This is a genomic window from Streptomyces sp. NPDC086077, assembly GCF_040686175.1.
Lineage (GTDB): Bacteria > Actinomycetota > Actinomycetes > Streptomycetales > Streptomycetaceae > Streptomyces.
Genome location: NZ_JBFBJT010000061.1, coordinates 1 through 15,439, shown reverse-complemented (window position 1 = coordinate 15,439; position 15,439 = coordinate 1). Strand labels below are relative to the sequence as shown.

Annotated in this window: 16 protein-coding genes and 1 riboswitch; of the genes, 12 read left to right on the top strand and 4 right to left on the bottom strand. The window is 69.4% G+C overall.

Annotated elements, in window-relative coordinates:
- Window positions 1–10 precede the first annotated feature (10 nt).
- From glyA to gcvT, 3 genes are all read right to left on the bottom strand, one after another.
- Complete coding sequence (gene glyA, locus AB0O67_RS19190) at window positions 11–1,273, bottom strand: serine hydroxymethyltransferase (RefSeq protein WP_365451517.1); 1,263 nt, start codon at window positions 1,271–1,273, stop codon at window positions 11–13.
- 14 nt (window positions 1,274–1,287) lie between these two features.
- Window positions 1,288–1,665 carry a glycine cleavage system protein GcvH gene (gene gcvH / locus AB0O67_RS19185; protein WP_365451515.1) on the bottom strand — a complete coding sequence of 126 codons (378 nt, stop codon included), beginning with the start codon at window positions 1,663–1,665 and terminating at the stop codon, window positions 1,288–1,290.
- Window positions 1,666–1,773: 108 nt separating this feature from the next.
- Window positions 1,774–2,892, bottom strand: a complete 1,119-nt coding sequence (gene gcvT / locus AB0O67_RS19180; RefSeq protein WP_365451513.1) for a glycine cleavage system aminomethyltransferase GcvT — start codon at window positions 2,890–2,892, stop codon at window positions 1,774–1,776.
- Between the two features lie 150 nt (window positions 2,893–3,042).
- Window positions 3,043–3,142, bottom strand: a riboswitch (glycine riboswitch).
- 221 nt (window positions 3,143–3,363) lie between these two features.
- On the opposite strand from gcvT, the gene AB0O67_RS19175 reads away from it, so the two are divergent.
- The 10 genes from AB0O67_RS19175 to AB0O67_RS19130 all read left to right on the top strand — a co-directional run bounded on the left by AB0O67_RS19175 (window position 3,364) and on the right by AB0O67_RS19130 (window position 14,087).
- On the top strand, window positions 3,364–4,032 hold the full coding sequence (locus AB0O67_RS19175; RefSeq protein ID WP_365451511.1) for an AAA family ATPase: 669 nt from the start codon (window positions 3,364–3,366) through the stop codon (window positions 4,030–4,032).
- A 72-nt stretch (window positions 4,033–4,104) separates the two neighbouring features.
- Entirely contained in the window at window positions 4,105–4,884 is a 780-nt protein-coding gene (locus AB0O67_RS19170; protein ID WP_365451509.1) for an enhanced serine sensitivity protein SseB, read from the top strand.
- An 88-nt stretch (window positions 4,885–4,972) separates the two neighbouring features.
- The gene (locus AB0O67_RS19165; RefSeq protein ID WP_365451507.1) at window positions 4,973–5,758 is read left to right on the top strand and encodes an enhanced serine sensitivity protein SseB C-terminal domain-containing protein; all 786 of its coding nucleotides are present in this window, start codon (window positions 4,973–4,975) and stop codon (window positions 5,756–5,758) included.
- A 402-nt stretch (window positions 5,759–6,160) separates the two neighbouring features.
- Window positions 6,161–7,168: an ABC transporter permease gene (locus AB0O67_RS19160; RefSeq protein WP_365451505.1), complete on the top strand. Its 1,008-nt coding sequence runs from the start codon at window positions 6,161–6,163 to the stop codon at window positions 7,166–7,168.
- Between the two features lie 70 nt (window positions 7,169–7,238).
- Window positions 7,239–9,035, top strand: coding sequence for an ABC transporter substrate-binding protein (locus tag AB0O67_RS19155; protein WP_365451503.1), 1,797 nt, complete (start codon window positions 7,239–7,241; stop codon window positions 9,033–9,035).
- 106 nt (window positions 9,036–9,141) lie between these two features.
- Window positions 9,142–10,140 carry an ABC transporter permease gene (locus AB0O67_RS19150; protein WP_365451501.1) on the top strand — a complete coding sequence of 333 codons (999 nt, stop codon included), beginning with the start codon at window positions 9,142–9,144 and terminating at the stop codon, window positions 10,138–10,140.
- The gene (locus tag AB0O67_RS19145) at window positions 10,137–11,231 is read left to right on the top strand and encodes an ABC transporter ATP-binding protein (protein ID WP_365451499.1); all 1,095 of its coding nucleotides are present in this window, start codon (window positions 10,137–10,139) and stop codon (window positions 11,229–11,231) included. The genes AB0O67_RS19150 and AB0O67_RS19145 overlap by 4 nt, the downstream gene beginning before the upstream one ends.
- Complete coding sequence (locus AB0O67_RS19140; RefSeq protein ID WP_365451497.1) at window positions 11,228–12,460, top strand: dipeptide ABC transporter ATP-binding protein; 1,233 nt, start codon at window positions 11,228–11,230, stop codon at window positions 12,458–12,460. Before AB0O67_RS19145 ends, AB0O67_RS19140 begins: the two co-directional genes overlap by 4 nt.
- Before the next feature lie 63 nt (window positions 12,461–12,523).
- On the top strand, window positions 12,524–13,216 hold the full coding sequence (locus AB0O67_RS19135) for a trimeric intracellular cation channel family protein (protein ID WP_365451495.1): 693 nt from the start codon (window positions 12,524–12,526) through the stop codon (window positions 13,214–13,216).
- 25 nt (window positions 13,217–13,241) lie between these two features.
- A complete protein-coding gene (locus AB0O67_RS19130) occupies window positions 13,242–14,087 on the top strand; it encodes a thioesterase family protein (RefSeq protein ID WP_365451493.1) in 846 nt (281 codons plus the stop codon).
- 41 nt (window positions 14,088–14,128) lie between these two features.
- Here the strand turns inward: AB0O67_RS19130 and AB0O67_RS19125 are convergent, their stop codons facing one another.
- Entirely contained in the window at window positions 14,129–14,752 is a 624-nt protein-coding gene (locus AB0O67_RS19125; protein WP_365451491.1) for a TetR family transcriptional regulator, read from the bottom strand.
- Window positions 14,753–14,867: 115 nt separating this feature from the next.
- Between AB0O67_RS19125 and AB0O67_RS19120 the strand changes: the two genes are divergently transcribed.
- On the top strand, window positions 14,868–15,032 hold the full coding sequence (locus tag AB0O67_RS19120) for a hypothetical protein (protein WP_365451489.1): 165 nt from the start codon (window positions 14,868–14,870) through the stop codon (window positions 15,030–15,032).
- Window positions 15,033–15,048: 16 nt separating this feature from the next.
- Window positions 15,049–15,315 (top strand): DUF4190 domain-containing protein, encoded by a 267-nt coding sequence (locus AB0O67_RS19115; RefSeq protein WP_365451487.1) that lies wholly within the window; start codon window positions 15,049–15,051, stop codon window positions 15,313–15,315.
- The last annotated feature ends 124 nt before the right edge of the window (window positions 15,316–15,439 follow it).

Here is a 15,439-nt window from a genome sequence, read left to right as displayed (position 1 = left end):
CGGGGTGGAACTACTTCGTCAGACCGGGGTACAGCGGGTGCTTGTCGGCGAGGGCCTTGACCCGGGCCTTGAGCGACTCGGCGTCGTACGACGGCTTCAGCGCCTCGGCGATCACGTCCGCGACCTCGGTGAAGTCGTCGGTCGTGAAGCCGCGGGTGGCAAGCGCGGGTGTACCGATCCGCAGTCCGGACGTCACCATCGGCGGGCGAGGGTCGTTCGGGACGGCGTTGCGGTTGACCGTGATGCCGACCTCGTGGAGCCGGTCCTCGGCCTGTTGGCCGTCCAGTTCGGAGTCGCGCAGGTCGACCAGGACCAGGTGGACGTCCGTGCCGCCGGACAGCACGTCCACGCCGACCGCCTTGGCGTCGTCCTTCACCAGCCGCTCGGCGAGGATGCGCGCGCCCTCCAGCGTACGCCGCTGGCGCTCCTTGAAGTCCTCGGAGGCGGCGACCTTGAAGGCGACCGCCTTCGCGGCGATCACATGCTCCAGCGGGCCACCCTGCTGACCGGGGAAGACGGCAGAGTTGATCTTCTTGGCCAGCTCGGCCGTGGAGAGGATCACACCGCCGCGCGGGCCGCCCAGCGTCTTGTGGGTGGTGGTGGTCACGACATGGGCGTGCGGCACCGGGTTCGGGTGCAGCCCGGCCGCGACGAGACCGGCGAAGTGGGCCATGTCGACCATGAGGTACGCGCCGACCTCGTCGGCGATCCGCCGGAAGGCCGCGAAGTCCAGCTGCCGGGGGTACGCCGACCAGCCGGCCACGATCAGCTTCGGCTGGTTCTCCTTGGCGAGGCGCTCGACCTCGTCCATGTCGACCAGGCCGTCCTCGCCGACGTGGTAGGCGACCACGTCGTAGAGCTTGCCGGAGAAATTGATCTTCATGCCGTGGGTCAGGTGCCCGCCGTGCGCGAGGTTCAGACCCATGATCGTGTCGCCGGGCTTGAGCAGCGCGAACATCGCGGCGGCGTTGGCCTGGGCGCCCGAGTGCGGCTGCACGTTGGCGTGCTCGGCGCCGTACAGCTCCTTGACGCGGTCGATCGCGATCTGCTCGATCACGTCGACGTGCTCGCAGCCGCCGTAGTAGCGCCGGCCGGGGTAGCCCTCGGCGTACTTGTTGGTCAGGACCGAGCCCTGGGCCTCCATGACCGCGACCGGGGCGAAGTTCTCCGAGGCGATCATTTCGAGGGTGGACTGCTGGCGGTGCAGCTCGGCGTCGACGGCGGCGGCGACGGCCGGGTCGTACTCGTGCAGGGGGGTGTTCAGGACGGACATGTGGCTACGACTCCTCAGCCGGCGGTGTGGGCGGCGTACTCGTCGGCGGAGAGCAGGTCGGCGGGCTCCTCCGCGATCCGCACCTTGAACAGCCAGCCGCCCTCGAAGGGCGCGGAGTTCACCAGCGACGGGTCGTTCACCACGTCCTCGTTGATCTCGGTGATCTCACCGCTGACCGGGGAGTACAGGTCGCTGACCGACTTGGTCGACTCCAGCTCGCCGCAGGTCTCGCCCGCGGTCACCTGGGAGCCGACCTCGGGGAGCTGGGCGTAGACGACGTCGCCGAGCGCGTTCGCCGCGAACTCGGTGATGCCGACCGTCGAGACGCCGTCCTCGGCGCCCGACAGCCACTCGTGCTCCTTGCTGTAGCGCAGCTGCTGGGGGTTGCTCATGGCCTGAATTCTCCTGTACGCGGGGGAGTGCTGTTGAAGGGGGGACCGCTGGGACTGCGTGTGAGCAGGCAAAAGGTGCGCCGGGCCCGGCGGACCCGGGTTCAGTGTCTACTTCTGGCGCTTGTAGAAGGGCAGCGCCACGACCTCGTACGGCTCGTGGGTGCCCCGGATGTCCACGCCGACTCCCGGCGTGCCGGCGGCCGCGTGGGCGGCGTCGACGTACGCCATCGCGATCGGCTTGCCGAGCGTGGGGGAGGGGGCGCCGGAGGTGATCTCGCCGATCACCTCGCCGCCGGCGACGACGGCGTACCCGGCGCGCGGCACCCGCCGGCCCTCGGCGATCAGCCCGACGAGAACGCGCGGCGGACTGGCCTCCGCGCGGGCTGCGGCCTCGGTGAGCGCCTCGCGCCCGACGAAGTCGCCCTCCTTCTCGAACTTCACCACCCGGCCGAGCCCGGCGTCGAAGGGGGTGAGGGAGGTGGTCAGCTCGTGCCCGTACAGCGGCATGCCGGCCTCCAGGCGCAGCGTGTCCCGGCAGGACAGCCCGCACGGGATCAGGCCGACGCCCGCGCCCGCCTCGGTCAGGGCCTCCCACAGCGCGACGGCGTGCTCCGGCTTCACGAACAGCTCGAAGCCGTCCTCGCCGGTGTACCCGGTGCGCGCGATCAGTGCCGGGACGCCCGCGACGGTGCCGGGCAGCCCGGCGTAGTACTTCAGCCCGTCCAGGTCGGCGTCGGTCAGCTGCCTCAGGATGCCGGGGGACTCCGGGCCCTGCACGGCGAGCAGGGCGTAGGCGTCCCGGTCGTCGCGGACGGCGGCGTCGAAGCCTTCCGCGCGCTCGGTCAGGGCGTCCAGCACGATCTGCGCGTTGCTCGCGTTGGCCACGACCATGTACTCGGTCTCGGCGAGCCGGTAGACGATCAGGTCGTCCAGGATGCCGCCGTCGGCCTGGCAGATCATGGTGTAGCGGGCACGGCCGACGCCTACGGAGGCGATGTTGCCGACGAGCGCGTGATTCAGGAGCTGGGCCGCCTGCGGTCCGGTGACCGTGATCTCACCCATGTGCGAGAGGTCGAACAGTCCGGCCTTCGTGCGCACCGCGAGGTGCTCGTCGCGCTCGGAGCCGTAGCGCAGCGGCATGTCCCAGCCGGCGAAGTCGGTCATGGTCGCGCCCAGCGAGCGATGCAGCGCATCGAGCGCGGTACGACGGAGTGCGGTACTGCTCATCGGTCGGTCTCCCAAGGCATGACGGCGAGGTCGTTCCTCCCCATCTGTCATCGGAACCTGAGAGGTTCGCCATGACCGCCCAGGAAGGGGGAACCATGGCTTGCACCTTGGGTGGAGCCACTGCGGCAGCGGCCCGCTTTTCAGATGTGCCTCGCCCGCGCGGTAACGGGGCCTGAGAGATTCAAGGGAGGGACTTGCTCCTTCGGCGCCCCAGTCACGACGTGCCTGGGAACTCTCCCGCGCGGATTCAAGCGGCCGGTATGCAGTTGGCGGGCACATCATTGCACGCATCGTTCGCCCGCGGCAGGGGGACCTTCAGGTGGGGGCACGCAGTGTCCACGAGCGGGCACAGTGTGTTGTAGCAGGCTTGTTGCTGGAAGCGGACGGAAACGCGAGACGCCGCGCATTACCTTCTCTTTACACTCGACGGGGACGGGAACTCGTGAACCGCCCCAGGGGAGGACGATCACGGTGAACAGGACCACGGCCTACGCGACCACCGCGGGCCTCGCACTGCCCAAGCAGCCGACCGCCTCGGCCCGGGAGGCGTGCGGCCCGCTGCCGTTCCCCGTGGTCCGCGACCTGCGTGACCGGGCGGGCCGCAGTCCGCACGCCCTGCTCTTCGGCCCTCGCGACCTCGTCGTGATCACCGGCCTGCCCGGCAGCGGCAAGTCCACCCTCATGCGGCGCGCGGTCCGGGCCGGGCGCATCGACTCCCAGGACACCCGCGACCGCTGGGACACCAGCACCCCGGGCTGGCTGCCGTACGCGGTGTACCGCCCGCTCGTCCGGCTCGGCCACTACGCCGGGCTGCGCCGCGCCCTGCGCACCGGCGAGGGCGTCGTCGTCCACGACTGCGGTACGCAGGCCTGGGTGCGCGCCTGGCTGGCCCGCGAGGCCCGCCGCCGGGGCGGCACCCTTCACATGCTGCTGCTCGACGTCACCGCCGAGCAGGCCCTGGCCGGCCAGCGCGAGCGGGGCCGCGGCGTCTCGCGGTACGCGTTCCTGCGCCACCGCCGCGCCGCCGCCCGCCTGCTGCGCCGTTCCGAGCGCGGCGACCTGCCGCGCGGCTGCGGCGCCGCGATCCTCCTCGACCGGGCGGCGGCGAACACCCTGCGCAGAATCGGCTTCACGGGCTGACGGCACCGGCGGTGGGGAGGGCGGGTTAGCCTTTTCAGCCGGTAGCACTGGTACGGAGCAGGCGGTAGGCAGATGGACTTCCCGGGGGACTTTCCGGCACAGACGCACCCGCATCCGCACGGCGGATGGCCCGGCAACGAGCTGGAGGAGGTGCTCTCGGCGTCCCTCGGCGTGCCGTCGGCCGGTGGCCGCATCGTCGAGGTGCTCGCCCGCAGCTTCGTCTGGGTGCCGCTGCCCAACGGCGGCGGCCCCGACAGCGGCCCCCTCGACCTGCCGGGCATGGAGATCGACGGCCAGGCCTACGTCCCGGTCTTCAGCTCCGAGGAGCAGTTCCGCCAGGTCGCCGGCTCCCACATGTCGTTCACCGTCGCCCCCGCCGTCGAGTTCGCCCGCGGCCTGCCCCCGCAGGCCGGCATCGTGGTGAACCCCGGCGGCGTGGTCGGCCTCCCGCTGCCGCCCGCGGCGGTCGCCGAACTCGGACGCGCCGGCCGCACCCCCCTGGACGGTCTCGCGAGCGGCGGCCGGGTCCGCCTCTTCGAGCCGGACTGGCAGGACGACCCGGTCGACTTCCTCACGGCGGCGTCCGCGGAGTTCGAGGCCGTCGGCGTCGTCACCACGGCCCGCCGCTGCCTGGCGGCGATCGAGACGGGGGAACCCATGATGTTCGTGGGCGTCGAACTCTCCCAGTGGGAGGGCGACCTGCGCGCCGCCCCGCTGGACGCCCTCGGCCGCGCCCTGGGCCGGGTCCCGGTCAGGTGGCCGGTCAACCTGGTGCTGATGGACGTCGCCCAGGACCCGGTGGTCTCGTGGCTGCGGGACAGGGTCCGGCCGTTCTACCAACGGGCCGTGTAAGACCTCCCCGAGGGGCAGCCGACCAGGAGCGCGGGCGGGCTTAAGCTAGGGCGCAAAACGAGGGCGTTGCACGAAGGGGCGGTAACAAGTGAGCGCGAGCGGCACCGCCGCGGCCGGCCAGGTCGAGCACATGCTGCGCCAGGTGACGCCGGGGCGCTACGACGCCTACGAAGCACTCCTGCGGGCCCTCGCGACCCCCGGCCCCGGCCAGATCTGGATGCTGCTGTGGCACGGCCAGGCCGGCAGCCCCGACGCCCAGTACGGAAACATGGAGGTCGACGGCTACGGGTACGCCCCCTGCGTCACCTCCGCCCAGGAGCTCTCGGCGAGCGGCTGGAACCGCTCGTACGAGGTGGTCGACGGCCTGGACGTGGCCCGCACCCTCTACCCCGACCACTACGGCCTCTGGCTGAACCCGCACGCCCCCGGCGGCGGCGTCGGCATCCCCTGGCTGGACCTGCGCCGCATCGCCACCGGCCTCGACCGCCAGCCCGCCGGACCCCTGCGGCTGTCCGAACCCGGCATCCAGATCCCGCAGTTCTACGCCCTGCTGTCGCAGAACGCGCACCGCACCCCGGCCGTCCGCTCCCTGCGCCGCGCCTGGGTCCAGCCCGCGCTCGGGGCGCCGTACCTCGCCATCGGTCTCGATGTGTACGACACCTCCCCGCCCGCCGTGGACTCGGTACGCGCGATGATGCAGCAGTCCATCGGCGCGGTCCCGGACGGCCTGCCGGTGTCGACGGTCGCGATGTCCGACGAGTTCGACCCGGTCGCGTTGTGGCTGCGTGCCAACGCCCGGCCCTTCTACGACCGTGAGGCCCACGCGGCCCCGGCCCCGTCCGTCGGCGGGTATGGGTATCCCCGGCCGCACTGAGGGGGGTTCGCGGAGCAACCGGCGCTGTCCCACTGCGCGAACCGGGTTGGGAGCAAGTCAGCCCCGGGGTGCATTCTGCCGAGCACGCCCAGGCTCCGTGCCCGCCGCACGAGCTGGTCGACGCGCTCAACCATGTGATCCGGACGGACCCGAGGCTGTTCCGGTCCGGTTCGCATGACGTTCGGTGGCCGCACCCTTACGTCCGGATACCGGATTCCTGCAGCTTGCATCACGGTTACGCATCCTTTCGCGGCCAAGTCTGGCGACAGATCGGCAAAGCGTTGAAGACTCCCGCTCCAGGGGTGTTCACCCCTGTGCACGACGGATTGATACAGAACGAACATGCCGCTACAGCGGCAAGGGCGGGCCCGGCTACCGCCGGTCGAGAGGGGTCCCTGCTAGATGACGGCACCATTGCACGACCCGACCGTGGAGGCGGCCCCGAGTGCGGCTGAGGAAGCGGAGTTGGTCAGCAGCGACACGAAGGCCGTTCAGGGACGGTCCCTTGGGCGCATCGCCTGGGAGCGTCTCAAGCGGGACAAGCTCGCCCTGGTGGGCGGCATCGTGGTGCTCTTCCTCATCCTGGTCGCCGTACTCGCACCAGTGATCACCGGCCTCGTCGGGCAGGACCCGGAAGCCCATCACGAGGATCTGATCGACCCGCTGTTCGGTACTCCGATCGGCTCGTTCGGCGGCATCAGCGGTGACCATCTGCTCGGCGTGGAACCGGTCAGCGGCCGCGACATCTTCGCCCGAATCGTCTACGGCGCTCAGATCTCACTGCTTGTCGGATTCCTGTCCGCCGTGGTCGCGGTGGTGCTCGGCACCGTGCTGGGCATCCTCGCCGGCTTCTTCGGGGGCTGGGTCGACTCCGTCATCAGCCGCGTGATGGACGGGTTGCTGGCCTTCCCCCAACTGCTGTTCATCATCGCGCTGGTCTCCGTCATGCCGAACGAGATGCTGGGCTTGAGCGGCACGGGCGTGCGCCTGTTCGTGATGATCCTGGTCATCGGCTTCTTCGGCTGGCCCTACATCGGACGAGTGGTGCGCGGTCAGACACTCTCGCTGCGGGAGCGCGAGTATGTCGAGGCGGCCCGGTCGCTGGGCGCCGGGCGGCTCTACATCCTCTTCAAGGAATTGCTGCCCAACCTGGTCGCGCCGATCATCGTCTACACGACGATGATGATCCCCACCAACATCCTCACCGAAGCGGCACTCAGCTTCCTGGGCGTGGGCGTCAAGCCGCCCACGGCCTCCTGGGGGCAGATGCTCTCGAACGCGATCGACTACTACGACTCGGATCCCATGTACATGGTGGTCCCCGGCGTGGCGATCTTCATCACCGTTCTTGCCTTCAACCTCTTCGGTGACGGCGTGCGTGACGCGCTGGACCCGAAGGGCTCCCGCTGAACTGCCGTACCCCAAGCGACCCGTGCCGTGAAGCACGTGGTCTCTCATCTAATCCGGAGGATCCGAGATCGTGACTACCCAACGCACCTCAGGGCGGCGCAAGCAGGCCATGGCCGCTGCCGCGGTGGTCGCCGCGCTGCTGACCACGGCGGCGTGCGGCGGCGGCGGCGACAACGGCGACGGCGGTTCCAAGAACGGCGCGGCCGGGTTCGATGCCGCCAACAACAAGATCGCCCAGGCCGACCAGGCCAAGAAGGGCGGCACGCTGAAGTTCGCGGGCGCCCAGGACGCCGACTCGTGGGACACCACGCGTGGCTACTACGGCTTCATGTGGAACTTCTCCCGCTACTACGCCCGCCAGCTCGTCACGAACAAGGCCGAGCCGGGGGCCGCCGGCGCCGAGCTCGCCCCGGACCTCGCCACCGGACTTGCCAAGGTGTCCGACGACGGCAAGACCTACACCTACACCCTCCGGGACAACGTGACCTGGGAGGACGGCAAGCCGATCACCTCCAAGGACATCAAGTACGGCATCCAGCGCGTCTGGGCACAGGACGTCCTGGCCGGCGGTCCGGTCTACCTGAAGGACGTCCTGGACCCGAAGGGCGAGTACCAGGGCCCCTACAAGGACAAGTCCCCGGACAAGCTCGGCCTGAAGGCGATCGAGACGCCGGACGACAAGACCATCATCTTCAAGCTGCCGAAGGCCAACTCGGACTTCGAGGAGATGCTGGCCCTGGTCTCGGCCTCGCCGGTCCGCCAGGACAAGGACACCAAGTCCAAGTACGGCCTGCGCCCGTTCTCCTCCGGCCCGTACAAGTTCGAGTCCTACGAGCCCGGCAAGTCGCTGAAGCTGGTCCGCAACGAGAACTGGAAGCAGGCCTCGGACCCCGTCCGCAAGGCCTACCCGGACGCGATCACGATCAACTTCTTCTCCAACGCCAATGACATGGACCAGCGTCTGATCAACGGCGACTACGACCTGGACATCAACCAGACCGGCATGTCGCCGCAGGGCCGCACCACCGCCCTGAAGCAGCACAAGGCCAACCTGGACAACCCGGTCTCGGGTTACATCCGTTACGCGGTCTTCCCCCAGAGCGTGAAGCCGTTCGACAACGAGCACTGCCGCAAGGCCGTGATCTACGGCGCCGACCACGTCTCCCTGCAGACCGCGCGCGGCGGCCCGATCGCCGGTGGCGACATCGGCACCAACATGCTGCCGCCGTCCGTCCCGGGTGCCGAGGGGCAGAAGTACGACCCGTACGAGCTCGCCGGCGCCAACAAGAAGGGCAACGTCGCCAAGGCCAAGGAAGAGCTGAAGGCCTGCGGCAAGCCCACCGGCTTCAAGACCACCATCGCGGTCCGCAACAACAAGCCGGTCGAGGTGGCCACCGCGGAGTCCCTCCAGGCGTCCCTGAAGAAGGTCGGCATCCAGGCCGAGATCGACCAGTACGACGGCTCGCAGACCAGCGGCATCATCGGCAGCCCCTCCAACGTGGAGAAGAAGGGCTACGGCATCATCATCATGGGCTGGGGTCCGGACTTCCCGACCGTCCAGGGCTTCGGTCTGCCGCTGTGGGACAGCAGCTACATCCTTGAGAGCGGCAACAACAACTACGCCCTGATCAAGGACAAGGCGATCGACGGCCTGTTCGACGATTACGTCAACACGCTGGAGGACGGCGAGAAGACCAAGATCTCCGCGGAGATCAACCACAAGGTCATGGAGGGCGGTTACTACCTGCCCTTCGTCTTCGAGAAGTTCATCAACTGGCGCTCCAGCCGGCTGGCGAACGTCTACACGTCGGACGGTTACAGCGGCATGTACGACTTCGTCAACCTCGGCCTGAAGTCCTCGAAGTAACCGGCACACCCGCCGAACGGCACGAAAGGCAGGTGAAGGCCGGCGTCGTGATCGCGGGCCATCGGACAACCTCCGGTGGCCCGCGGTCCGCGGCGGGCCGAGAGCTGTGCTCGCTTACCTCATCAGGCGGCTGTTCGCCGCCGCAGTGATGCTTGTGGTCATCATGGTGGTGGTCTTCAGCATCTTCTTCCTCGTCCCCAAGTGGGTGGGCGTCGACATCGCCACGAGCTTCGTGGGCAAGCAGGCGGACCCGGCGGCGGTCGAGGCCGTCCGGACGAAGCTCGGGCTCGGCGAGCCGCTCTACGTCCAGGTGTGGGAGTTCTTCAAGGGCATCTTCGCGGGCCGTACCTACGCGGCCGGCGGGGACGTCACGCACTGCTCCGCGCCGTGCTTCGGCTACTCCTTCCGCAGTGAGCAGGCCATCTGGCCGGTACTGACCGACCGCTTCCCGGTGACCCTGGGTCTCGCGCTCGGCGCCGCGCTGCTGTGGCTGGTCTTCGGTGTCGCCGCCGGCGTGCTCTCCGCGCTCAAGCGGGGCACGTTGTGGGACCGCGGCGCGATGGTCGTCGCGCTGGGCGGTGTCTCCCTGCCCATCTACTTCACCGGTCTGCTGAGCCTGGCGATCTTCTCCTACGGGCTTGGCTGGATCGACGGGCAGTTCGTGCCGCTGGAGGAAAGCTTCTCCGGCTGGCTCGGTGGCATGATCTTGCCGTGGGTCACCCTCGCGTTCCTTTACGCGGCGATGTACGCCCGTATCACCCGCGCCACGATGCTTGAGATCCTCGGCGAGGACTACATCCGCACCGCGCGCGCGAAGGGCCTGCGTGAGCAGGTCGTCATCGGCAAGCACGCCATGCGCTCGACGATGACGCCCATCCTGACCATGCTCGGCATGGACCTCGGCGCCCTCATCGGCGGCGCGATCCTGACCGAGACCACGTTCAGCCTTCCCGGCCTTGGCCAGGCGGTGCTCAACGGCATCAAGACGCAGGACCTTCCCATCATCCTGGGCGTCACCCTGATCACTTCCCTTGCGGTGCTCCTGGCCAACCTCGTGGTGGACATCCTGTACGCCGTGATCGACCCCCGAGTGAGGCTCGCATGACCGAACTCAGCAAGACCGGAGCGGCCCTGGGCGAGCCCGCCACCGCTGCGGCCCCCACCGCCTTCCTCGAAGTGCGCGATCTTAAGGTGCATTTCCCGACCGACGACGGCCTGGTCAAGTCCGTCGACGGGCTCAGCTTCCAGTTGGAGAAGGGCAAGACCCTCGGCATCGTGGGCGAGTCGGGGTCCGGCAAGTCGGTGACGTCCCTCGGCATCATGGGCCTGCACACCGCCGGTCAGTACGGAAAGCGCAAGGCGCAGATCTCCGGTGAGATCTGGCTGAACGGCACCGAGTTGCTGTCCGCCCCCGCCGACCAGGTGCGCCGGATGCGCGGCCGTGAGATGTCGATGATCTTCCAGGATCCGCTGTCCGCGCTGCACCCGTATTACACGATCGGGCAGCAGATCGTGGAGGCGTACCGCATCCACCACGACGTCAACAAGAAGACCGCCAAGCGGCGCGCCGTGGAGATGCTCGACCGGGTCGGCATCCCGCAGCCCGACAAGCGGGTCGACAACTACCCGCACGAGTTCTCCGGCGGCATGCGCCAGCGCGCGATGATCGCCATGTCGCTGGTCAACAACCCCGAACTGCTCATCGCCGACGAGCCGACCACCGCTCTCGACGTGACTGTGCAGGCACAGATCCTGGACCTGATCCGCGATCTGCAGACCGAGTTCGGCTCCGCGGTCATCATCATCACGCACGACCTGGGCGTGGTCGCCGAGCTGGCGGACGATCTCCTGGTCATGTACGGCGGCCGCTGCGTCGAACGCGGGCCGGCCGAGAAGGTGTTCTACGAGCCTCGCCACCCCTACACCTGGGGCTTGCTCGGCTCCATGCCGCGCTTGGACCGCGAGCAGCAGGAGCGCCTCGTCCCGGTGAAGGGTTCCCCGCCCTCCCTGATCAACCTCCCGTCGGGATGCGCTTTCAACCCGCGTTGCCCGTACGCGGACATTCCTAAAGATGACGTCACCCGCACGGTCCGCCCGGAGCTGACAGAAGTCGGCAGCCGGCACTGGGCCGCCTGCCACATGTCGCAGGAACAGCGGGAGCGCATCTGGACCGAAGAGATTGCGCCGAAGCTGTGAGCGAGGAAAAAGCAGTGACTGTCCCTGCGCAGAGCGACGGTGCCACGCTGACCGCGGATGCCGCCCCCGGTGAGATCCTGCTGAAGGTGACCGGGCTGCAGAAGCACTTCCCGATCCGCAAGGGCCTGCTCAAGCGGCAGGCCGGGGCGGTACGGGCGGTCGACGGCATCGACTTCGAGGTACGGGCGGGCGAGACGCTCGGCGTCGTGGGTGAGTCGGGCTGCGGCAAGTCGACCATGGGTCGGCTGATCACCCGGCTGCTCGAACCGACCGCAGGCACGGTCGAGTTCGAGGGCAAGGACATCACGCACCTCGGCGTCGGCAGGATGCGCCCGCTGCGCCGTGATGTTCAGATGATCTTCCAGGACCCGTACTCGTCGTTGAACCCGCGCCACACCATCGGAACCATCGTGGGTGCCCCCTTCCGGCTGCAGGGCGTCACGCCCGAGGGCGGTGTCAAGAAGGAGGTCCAGCGCCTGCTGTCGGTGGTCGGTCTCAACCCCGAGCACTACAACCGCTACCCGCACGAGTTCTCCGGCGGGCAGCGCCAGCGCATCGGCATCGCCCGCGCGTTGGCGCTGCACCCCAAGCTGGTCGTGGCCGACGAACCGGTGTCCGCACTGGACGTGTCCATCCAGGCCCAGGTGGTGAACCTACTGGACGACCTCCAGGAGGAGCTGGGTCTGACATACGTGATCATCGCGCACGACCTGTCCGTCGTCCGGCACGTCTCGGACCGGATCGCCGTGATGTATCTGGGCAAGATCGTGGAACTCGCCGACCGGGACAAGCTGTATCGCTCCCCGATGCACCCGTACACCAAAGCCCTGCTGTCGGCGGTGCCGATCCCGGACCCCGGCCGCAGGTCGGCCAAGAGCGAGCGCATCCTGCTCAAGGGCGACGTGCCCTCGCCGATCTCACCGCCTACCGGCTGCCGCTTCCACACGCGGTGCTGGAAGGCGACAGAGATCTGCAGGACCACCGAGCCGCCGCTGCTCGAGCTGCGGCCCGGCCAGCAGGCGGCCTGTCACCACCCGGAGAACTTCGCGGACCAGGCCCCGCAGGACACGGTGCTGCTGACCGCCGCGAAGGAGGCCGCGGAGCTGGTCGCGGACGAGGTGCTGGCGGAGTCCGCGCAGACGAGCGCGGCGGTGGCCGCGGAGGTCGAGGCCGCCTCGCACAAGGACACGCCGGCTGAGACCCCCGCCAAGGAGACCGAAGACACGTAGAGCACGCCGGGCCCTTGCCTTGCTTCGGAAGGCGAGGGCCCGCCGCTGGGTAAGAATGTCAGGGTGCTCCAGCAACTGTTCACCCCGTCCGTCCAGCACACCCTCGACCTGGTCGGCATCTTCGTCTTCGCGATCTCCGGCGCCCTGCTCGCCGTACGCAAGAACTTCGACGTCTTCGGCATCGCCGTCCTCGCCGAGGCCACCGCGCTGGGCGGCGGACTGTTCCGGGACCTGATGATCGGCGCCGTACCGCCGGCCGCCTTCACGGACCTGGGGTACTTCCTGACGCCGCTGCTCGCCGCACTCCTGGTCTTCTTCCTCCATCCGCACGTCGAGCGCATCCAGGCCGGCGTGAACGTCTTCGACGCCGCCGGCCTCGGCCTCTTCTGCGTCGCGGGCACCACCAAGGCGTACGAGTACGGACTCGGCCTGCACGCCTCCGCGGCCCTCGGCCTCGCCACCGCGGTCGGCGGCGGCGTCCTGCGCGACGTCCTCGCCAACGAGGTGCCGTCGCTGCTGCGCTGGGACCGCGACCTGTACGCCGTCCCCGCGATCGTGGGCGCGATCATGGTCGCCGTGTGCATCCGCTACGACGCCCTGAACCCGCTGACCAGCACGCTCGCCGCCGTCACCGCCTTCGTGCTGCGGCTGCTGGCGATGCGCTTCCACTGGCGGGCGCCCCGGGCGTGGAACCGGCGCTCCACGGTCCGCGAGGAGGAGCCGCCGTCGCGCCCGGCGACCAAAGCTACCGCTTAGTAGTTTGTTGTTGTACCGTACCGCCATGGCTCAGGCATCCCAGGCGACCATCGGCAACAGCGAGTTCGACCGCGACACGGCCGTCACCCGTCGCTCCGAGGGCGTCTACGACATCGACCTCTCCGCGGGCTGGACCATCATCAGCGCCGTCAACGGTGGCTACCTGCTGGCCGTCCTGGGCCGGGCGCTCGCCGACGCCCTGCCGCACCCGGACCCGTTCACGATCTCCGCGCACTACCTGACCGCGTCCCAGCCGGGCCCCGCGGTCGTCCGCACGGACGTCGTCCGTTCCGGCCGCACCCTCTCCACCGGCCAGGGCTCGCTCCTCCAGTACGACGAGCAGGGCCGCGAGGTCGAGCGGATCCGCGTCCTCGCCTCCTATGGCGACCTCGGCGCCCTCCCTGACGACGTCCGTACGTCCGCGCAGCCGCCCGTGATTCCGCCGATGGAGCAGTGCTTCGGCCCCGAGGACGGGCCCGCCCCCGTCGACGGCAGTTCGGCGATCACCGAGCGGCTGATGCTCAAGCTCGACCCGGCCACCCTGGGCTGGGCGCTGGGCGCACCGTCCGGCAAGGGGGAGATGCGGGCGTGGTTCGGCCTCAAGGACGGCCGGGACGCCGACCCCCTCTCGCTGCTGCTGGCCGTCGACGCCCTGCCGTCCACCGCCTTTGAGCTCGGCATCTCCGGCTGGGTGCCCACGGTCGAGCTGACCGCCCACATCCGGTGCCGGCCGGCGCCGGGCCCGCTGCGGGTGTCCATCACCACGCGCAATCTGGCGGGCGGGTTCCTGGAGGAGGACGCCGAGGTCTGGGACAGCGCGGACCGGCTGGTGGCGCAGTCCCGGCAGCTGGCGCGGGTGCGGCTGCGCTGACCGGGCCGCTCGCGCGGTGGCCAGGGCCGGTGGCGGGACCGTCAGTCCTGCCAGTGCGCGCGGCCCCTGCTGATCAGCCGTAGCCGGCGGTTCGCCACCAGGGCGACCCGTTGCTGTTCCTCCTCGGCGCCGAGCGCCTCCAGGAAGAGCGACGCCGTGACGAGCATCTGGTCGACGTAGAGGCCCGCGAGCATCAGCAGATCGTCGTCGCTCCAGCCGCCGGAGGCGCGGTCCTTGGCCAGTTCGGCCTTCACCTCCTCGGTGAACAGCGTCAGTTGGCTGCGGATGGCCTCCCGCACCGGCTGCACCCCGCCGTGTTGCTCCCGGGCGATGAAGCGGACGTGGGCGGGGTGCGCCCGCACGTGTCGGCGGATCAACTCCACCGCGTCCGTGATGCGTTCGTCGCTGTCGCCGGTCGTGGCCACGATCGTCCGGATCGTCGGGTGCAGGCTGCTCAGCGCCTCCTCGACCAGGGCCACGCCGAGATCGGCGGTGGAGCGGAAGTGCCGGTAGAAGGCGGTCGGGGCGACACCGACCGCGCGGGTGACCTCGCGCAGTCCCAGACTGCTCAGGCTCTGCTCCTCCAGCAGCTCCAACGCGGCGTCCAGCAGTGCCTGCCGGGTCTTCTGCTTCTGGGCCTGCCGGATGCCGAGGGTGTGACTCATGCCATGCAGTCAACAACTGTTCTCTGCAATGGGGAAGTCATGGGACGCGCTAGACTGAGAAGTCAGTGAACAACTGTAACTACAAGCGTTCACCGAAGCGGAGGGGACTCGTCCCATGCTCTTCCTGGTCGCCGCACTTCTGCTGCTCGGCGTGGTGATGGGCACCGTGGCCCACGCGCCGATCGGCTTCACCCTCGTCACGGCCGCCGTGATCGCCGCCTGGCTCGGCATCTTCACGCTTCGCGAGCGTCACGGCCGCCGCCGGACCCCGACCGACTGACCGCCGGGAGCCCACCATGCACCTGACCGCACCGGCCGAGCGCCGCACCGGCATCCGTGACACCGACGGCATGGCCGTCGCGTCCTTCGTCCTCGGACTCCTGGGCCTCCTCGTCCTCAATCTCTTCCTCGGTCCCATCGCCGTCGTCCTGGCCGCCGTCGCCCTCCGGCGCGGCACCGAGCGCCGCTTCCGCGCCTACCTGGGCCTCGGCCTCGGCGTGGCGGACCTGGTGGTCCTGGCCGTGTTCATGCAGGCGGACAACTCGATCTCCTGGAGCTTCTGACGCCGGGTACCCGAATCGTGGTCCCAGGGCGGGTTGTGTCTCCTGTCGCAGGCCGAGCAGGACGACGACCGGGCGGCGCCGCTGCCACTGGAGCAGCTCTTCGACAACACCGCCGTCAGCGACG

Excerpts from the sequence above, each read along its gene's own strand:
- AB0O67_RS19130 (WP_365451493.1), top strand. The coding sequence starts at position 13,242 with ATGGCTCAGGCATCCCAGGCGACCATCGGCAACAGCGAGTTCGACCGC.
- gcvT (WP_365451513.1), bottom strand. The coding sequence starts at position 2,892 with ATGAGCAGTACCGCACTCCGTCGTACCGCGCTCGATGCGCTGCATCGC.
- AB0O67_RS19120 (WP_365451489.1), top strand. The coding sequence starts at position 14,868 with ATGCTCTTCCTGGTCGCCGCACTTCTGCTGCTCGGCGTGGTGATGGGC.
- gcvH (WP_365451515.1), bottom strand. The coding sequence starts at position 1,665 with ATGAGCAACCCCCAGCAGCTGCGCTACAGCAAGGAGCACGAGTGGCTG.
- AB0O67_RS19160 (WP_365451505.1), top strand. The coding sequence starts at position 6,161 with ATGACGGCACCATTGCACGACCCGACCGTGGAGGCGGCCCCGAGTGCG.
- AB0O67_RS19115 (WP_365451487.1), top strand. The coding sequence starts at position 15,049 with ATGCACCTGACCGCACCGGCCGAGCGCCGCACCGGCATCCGTGACACC.
- glyA (WP_365451517.1), bottom strand. The coding sequence starts at position 1,273 with ATGTCCGTCCTGAACACCCCCCTGCACGAGTACGACCCGGCCGTCGCC.
- AB0O67_RS19125 (WP_365451491.1), bottom strand. The coding sequence starts at position 14,752 with ATGAGTCACACCCTCGGCATCCGGCAGGCCCAGAAGCAGAAGACCCGG.
- AB0O67_RS19170 (WP_365451509.1), top strand. The coding sequence starts at position 4,105 with ATGGACTTCCCGGGGGACTTTCCGGCACAGACGCACCCGCATCCGCAC.
- AB0O67_RS19145 (WP_365451499.1), top strand. The coding sequence starts at position 10,137 with ATGACCGAACTCAGCAAGACCGGAGCGGCCCTGGGCGAGCCCGCCACC.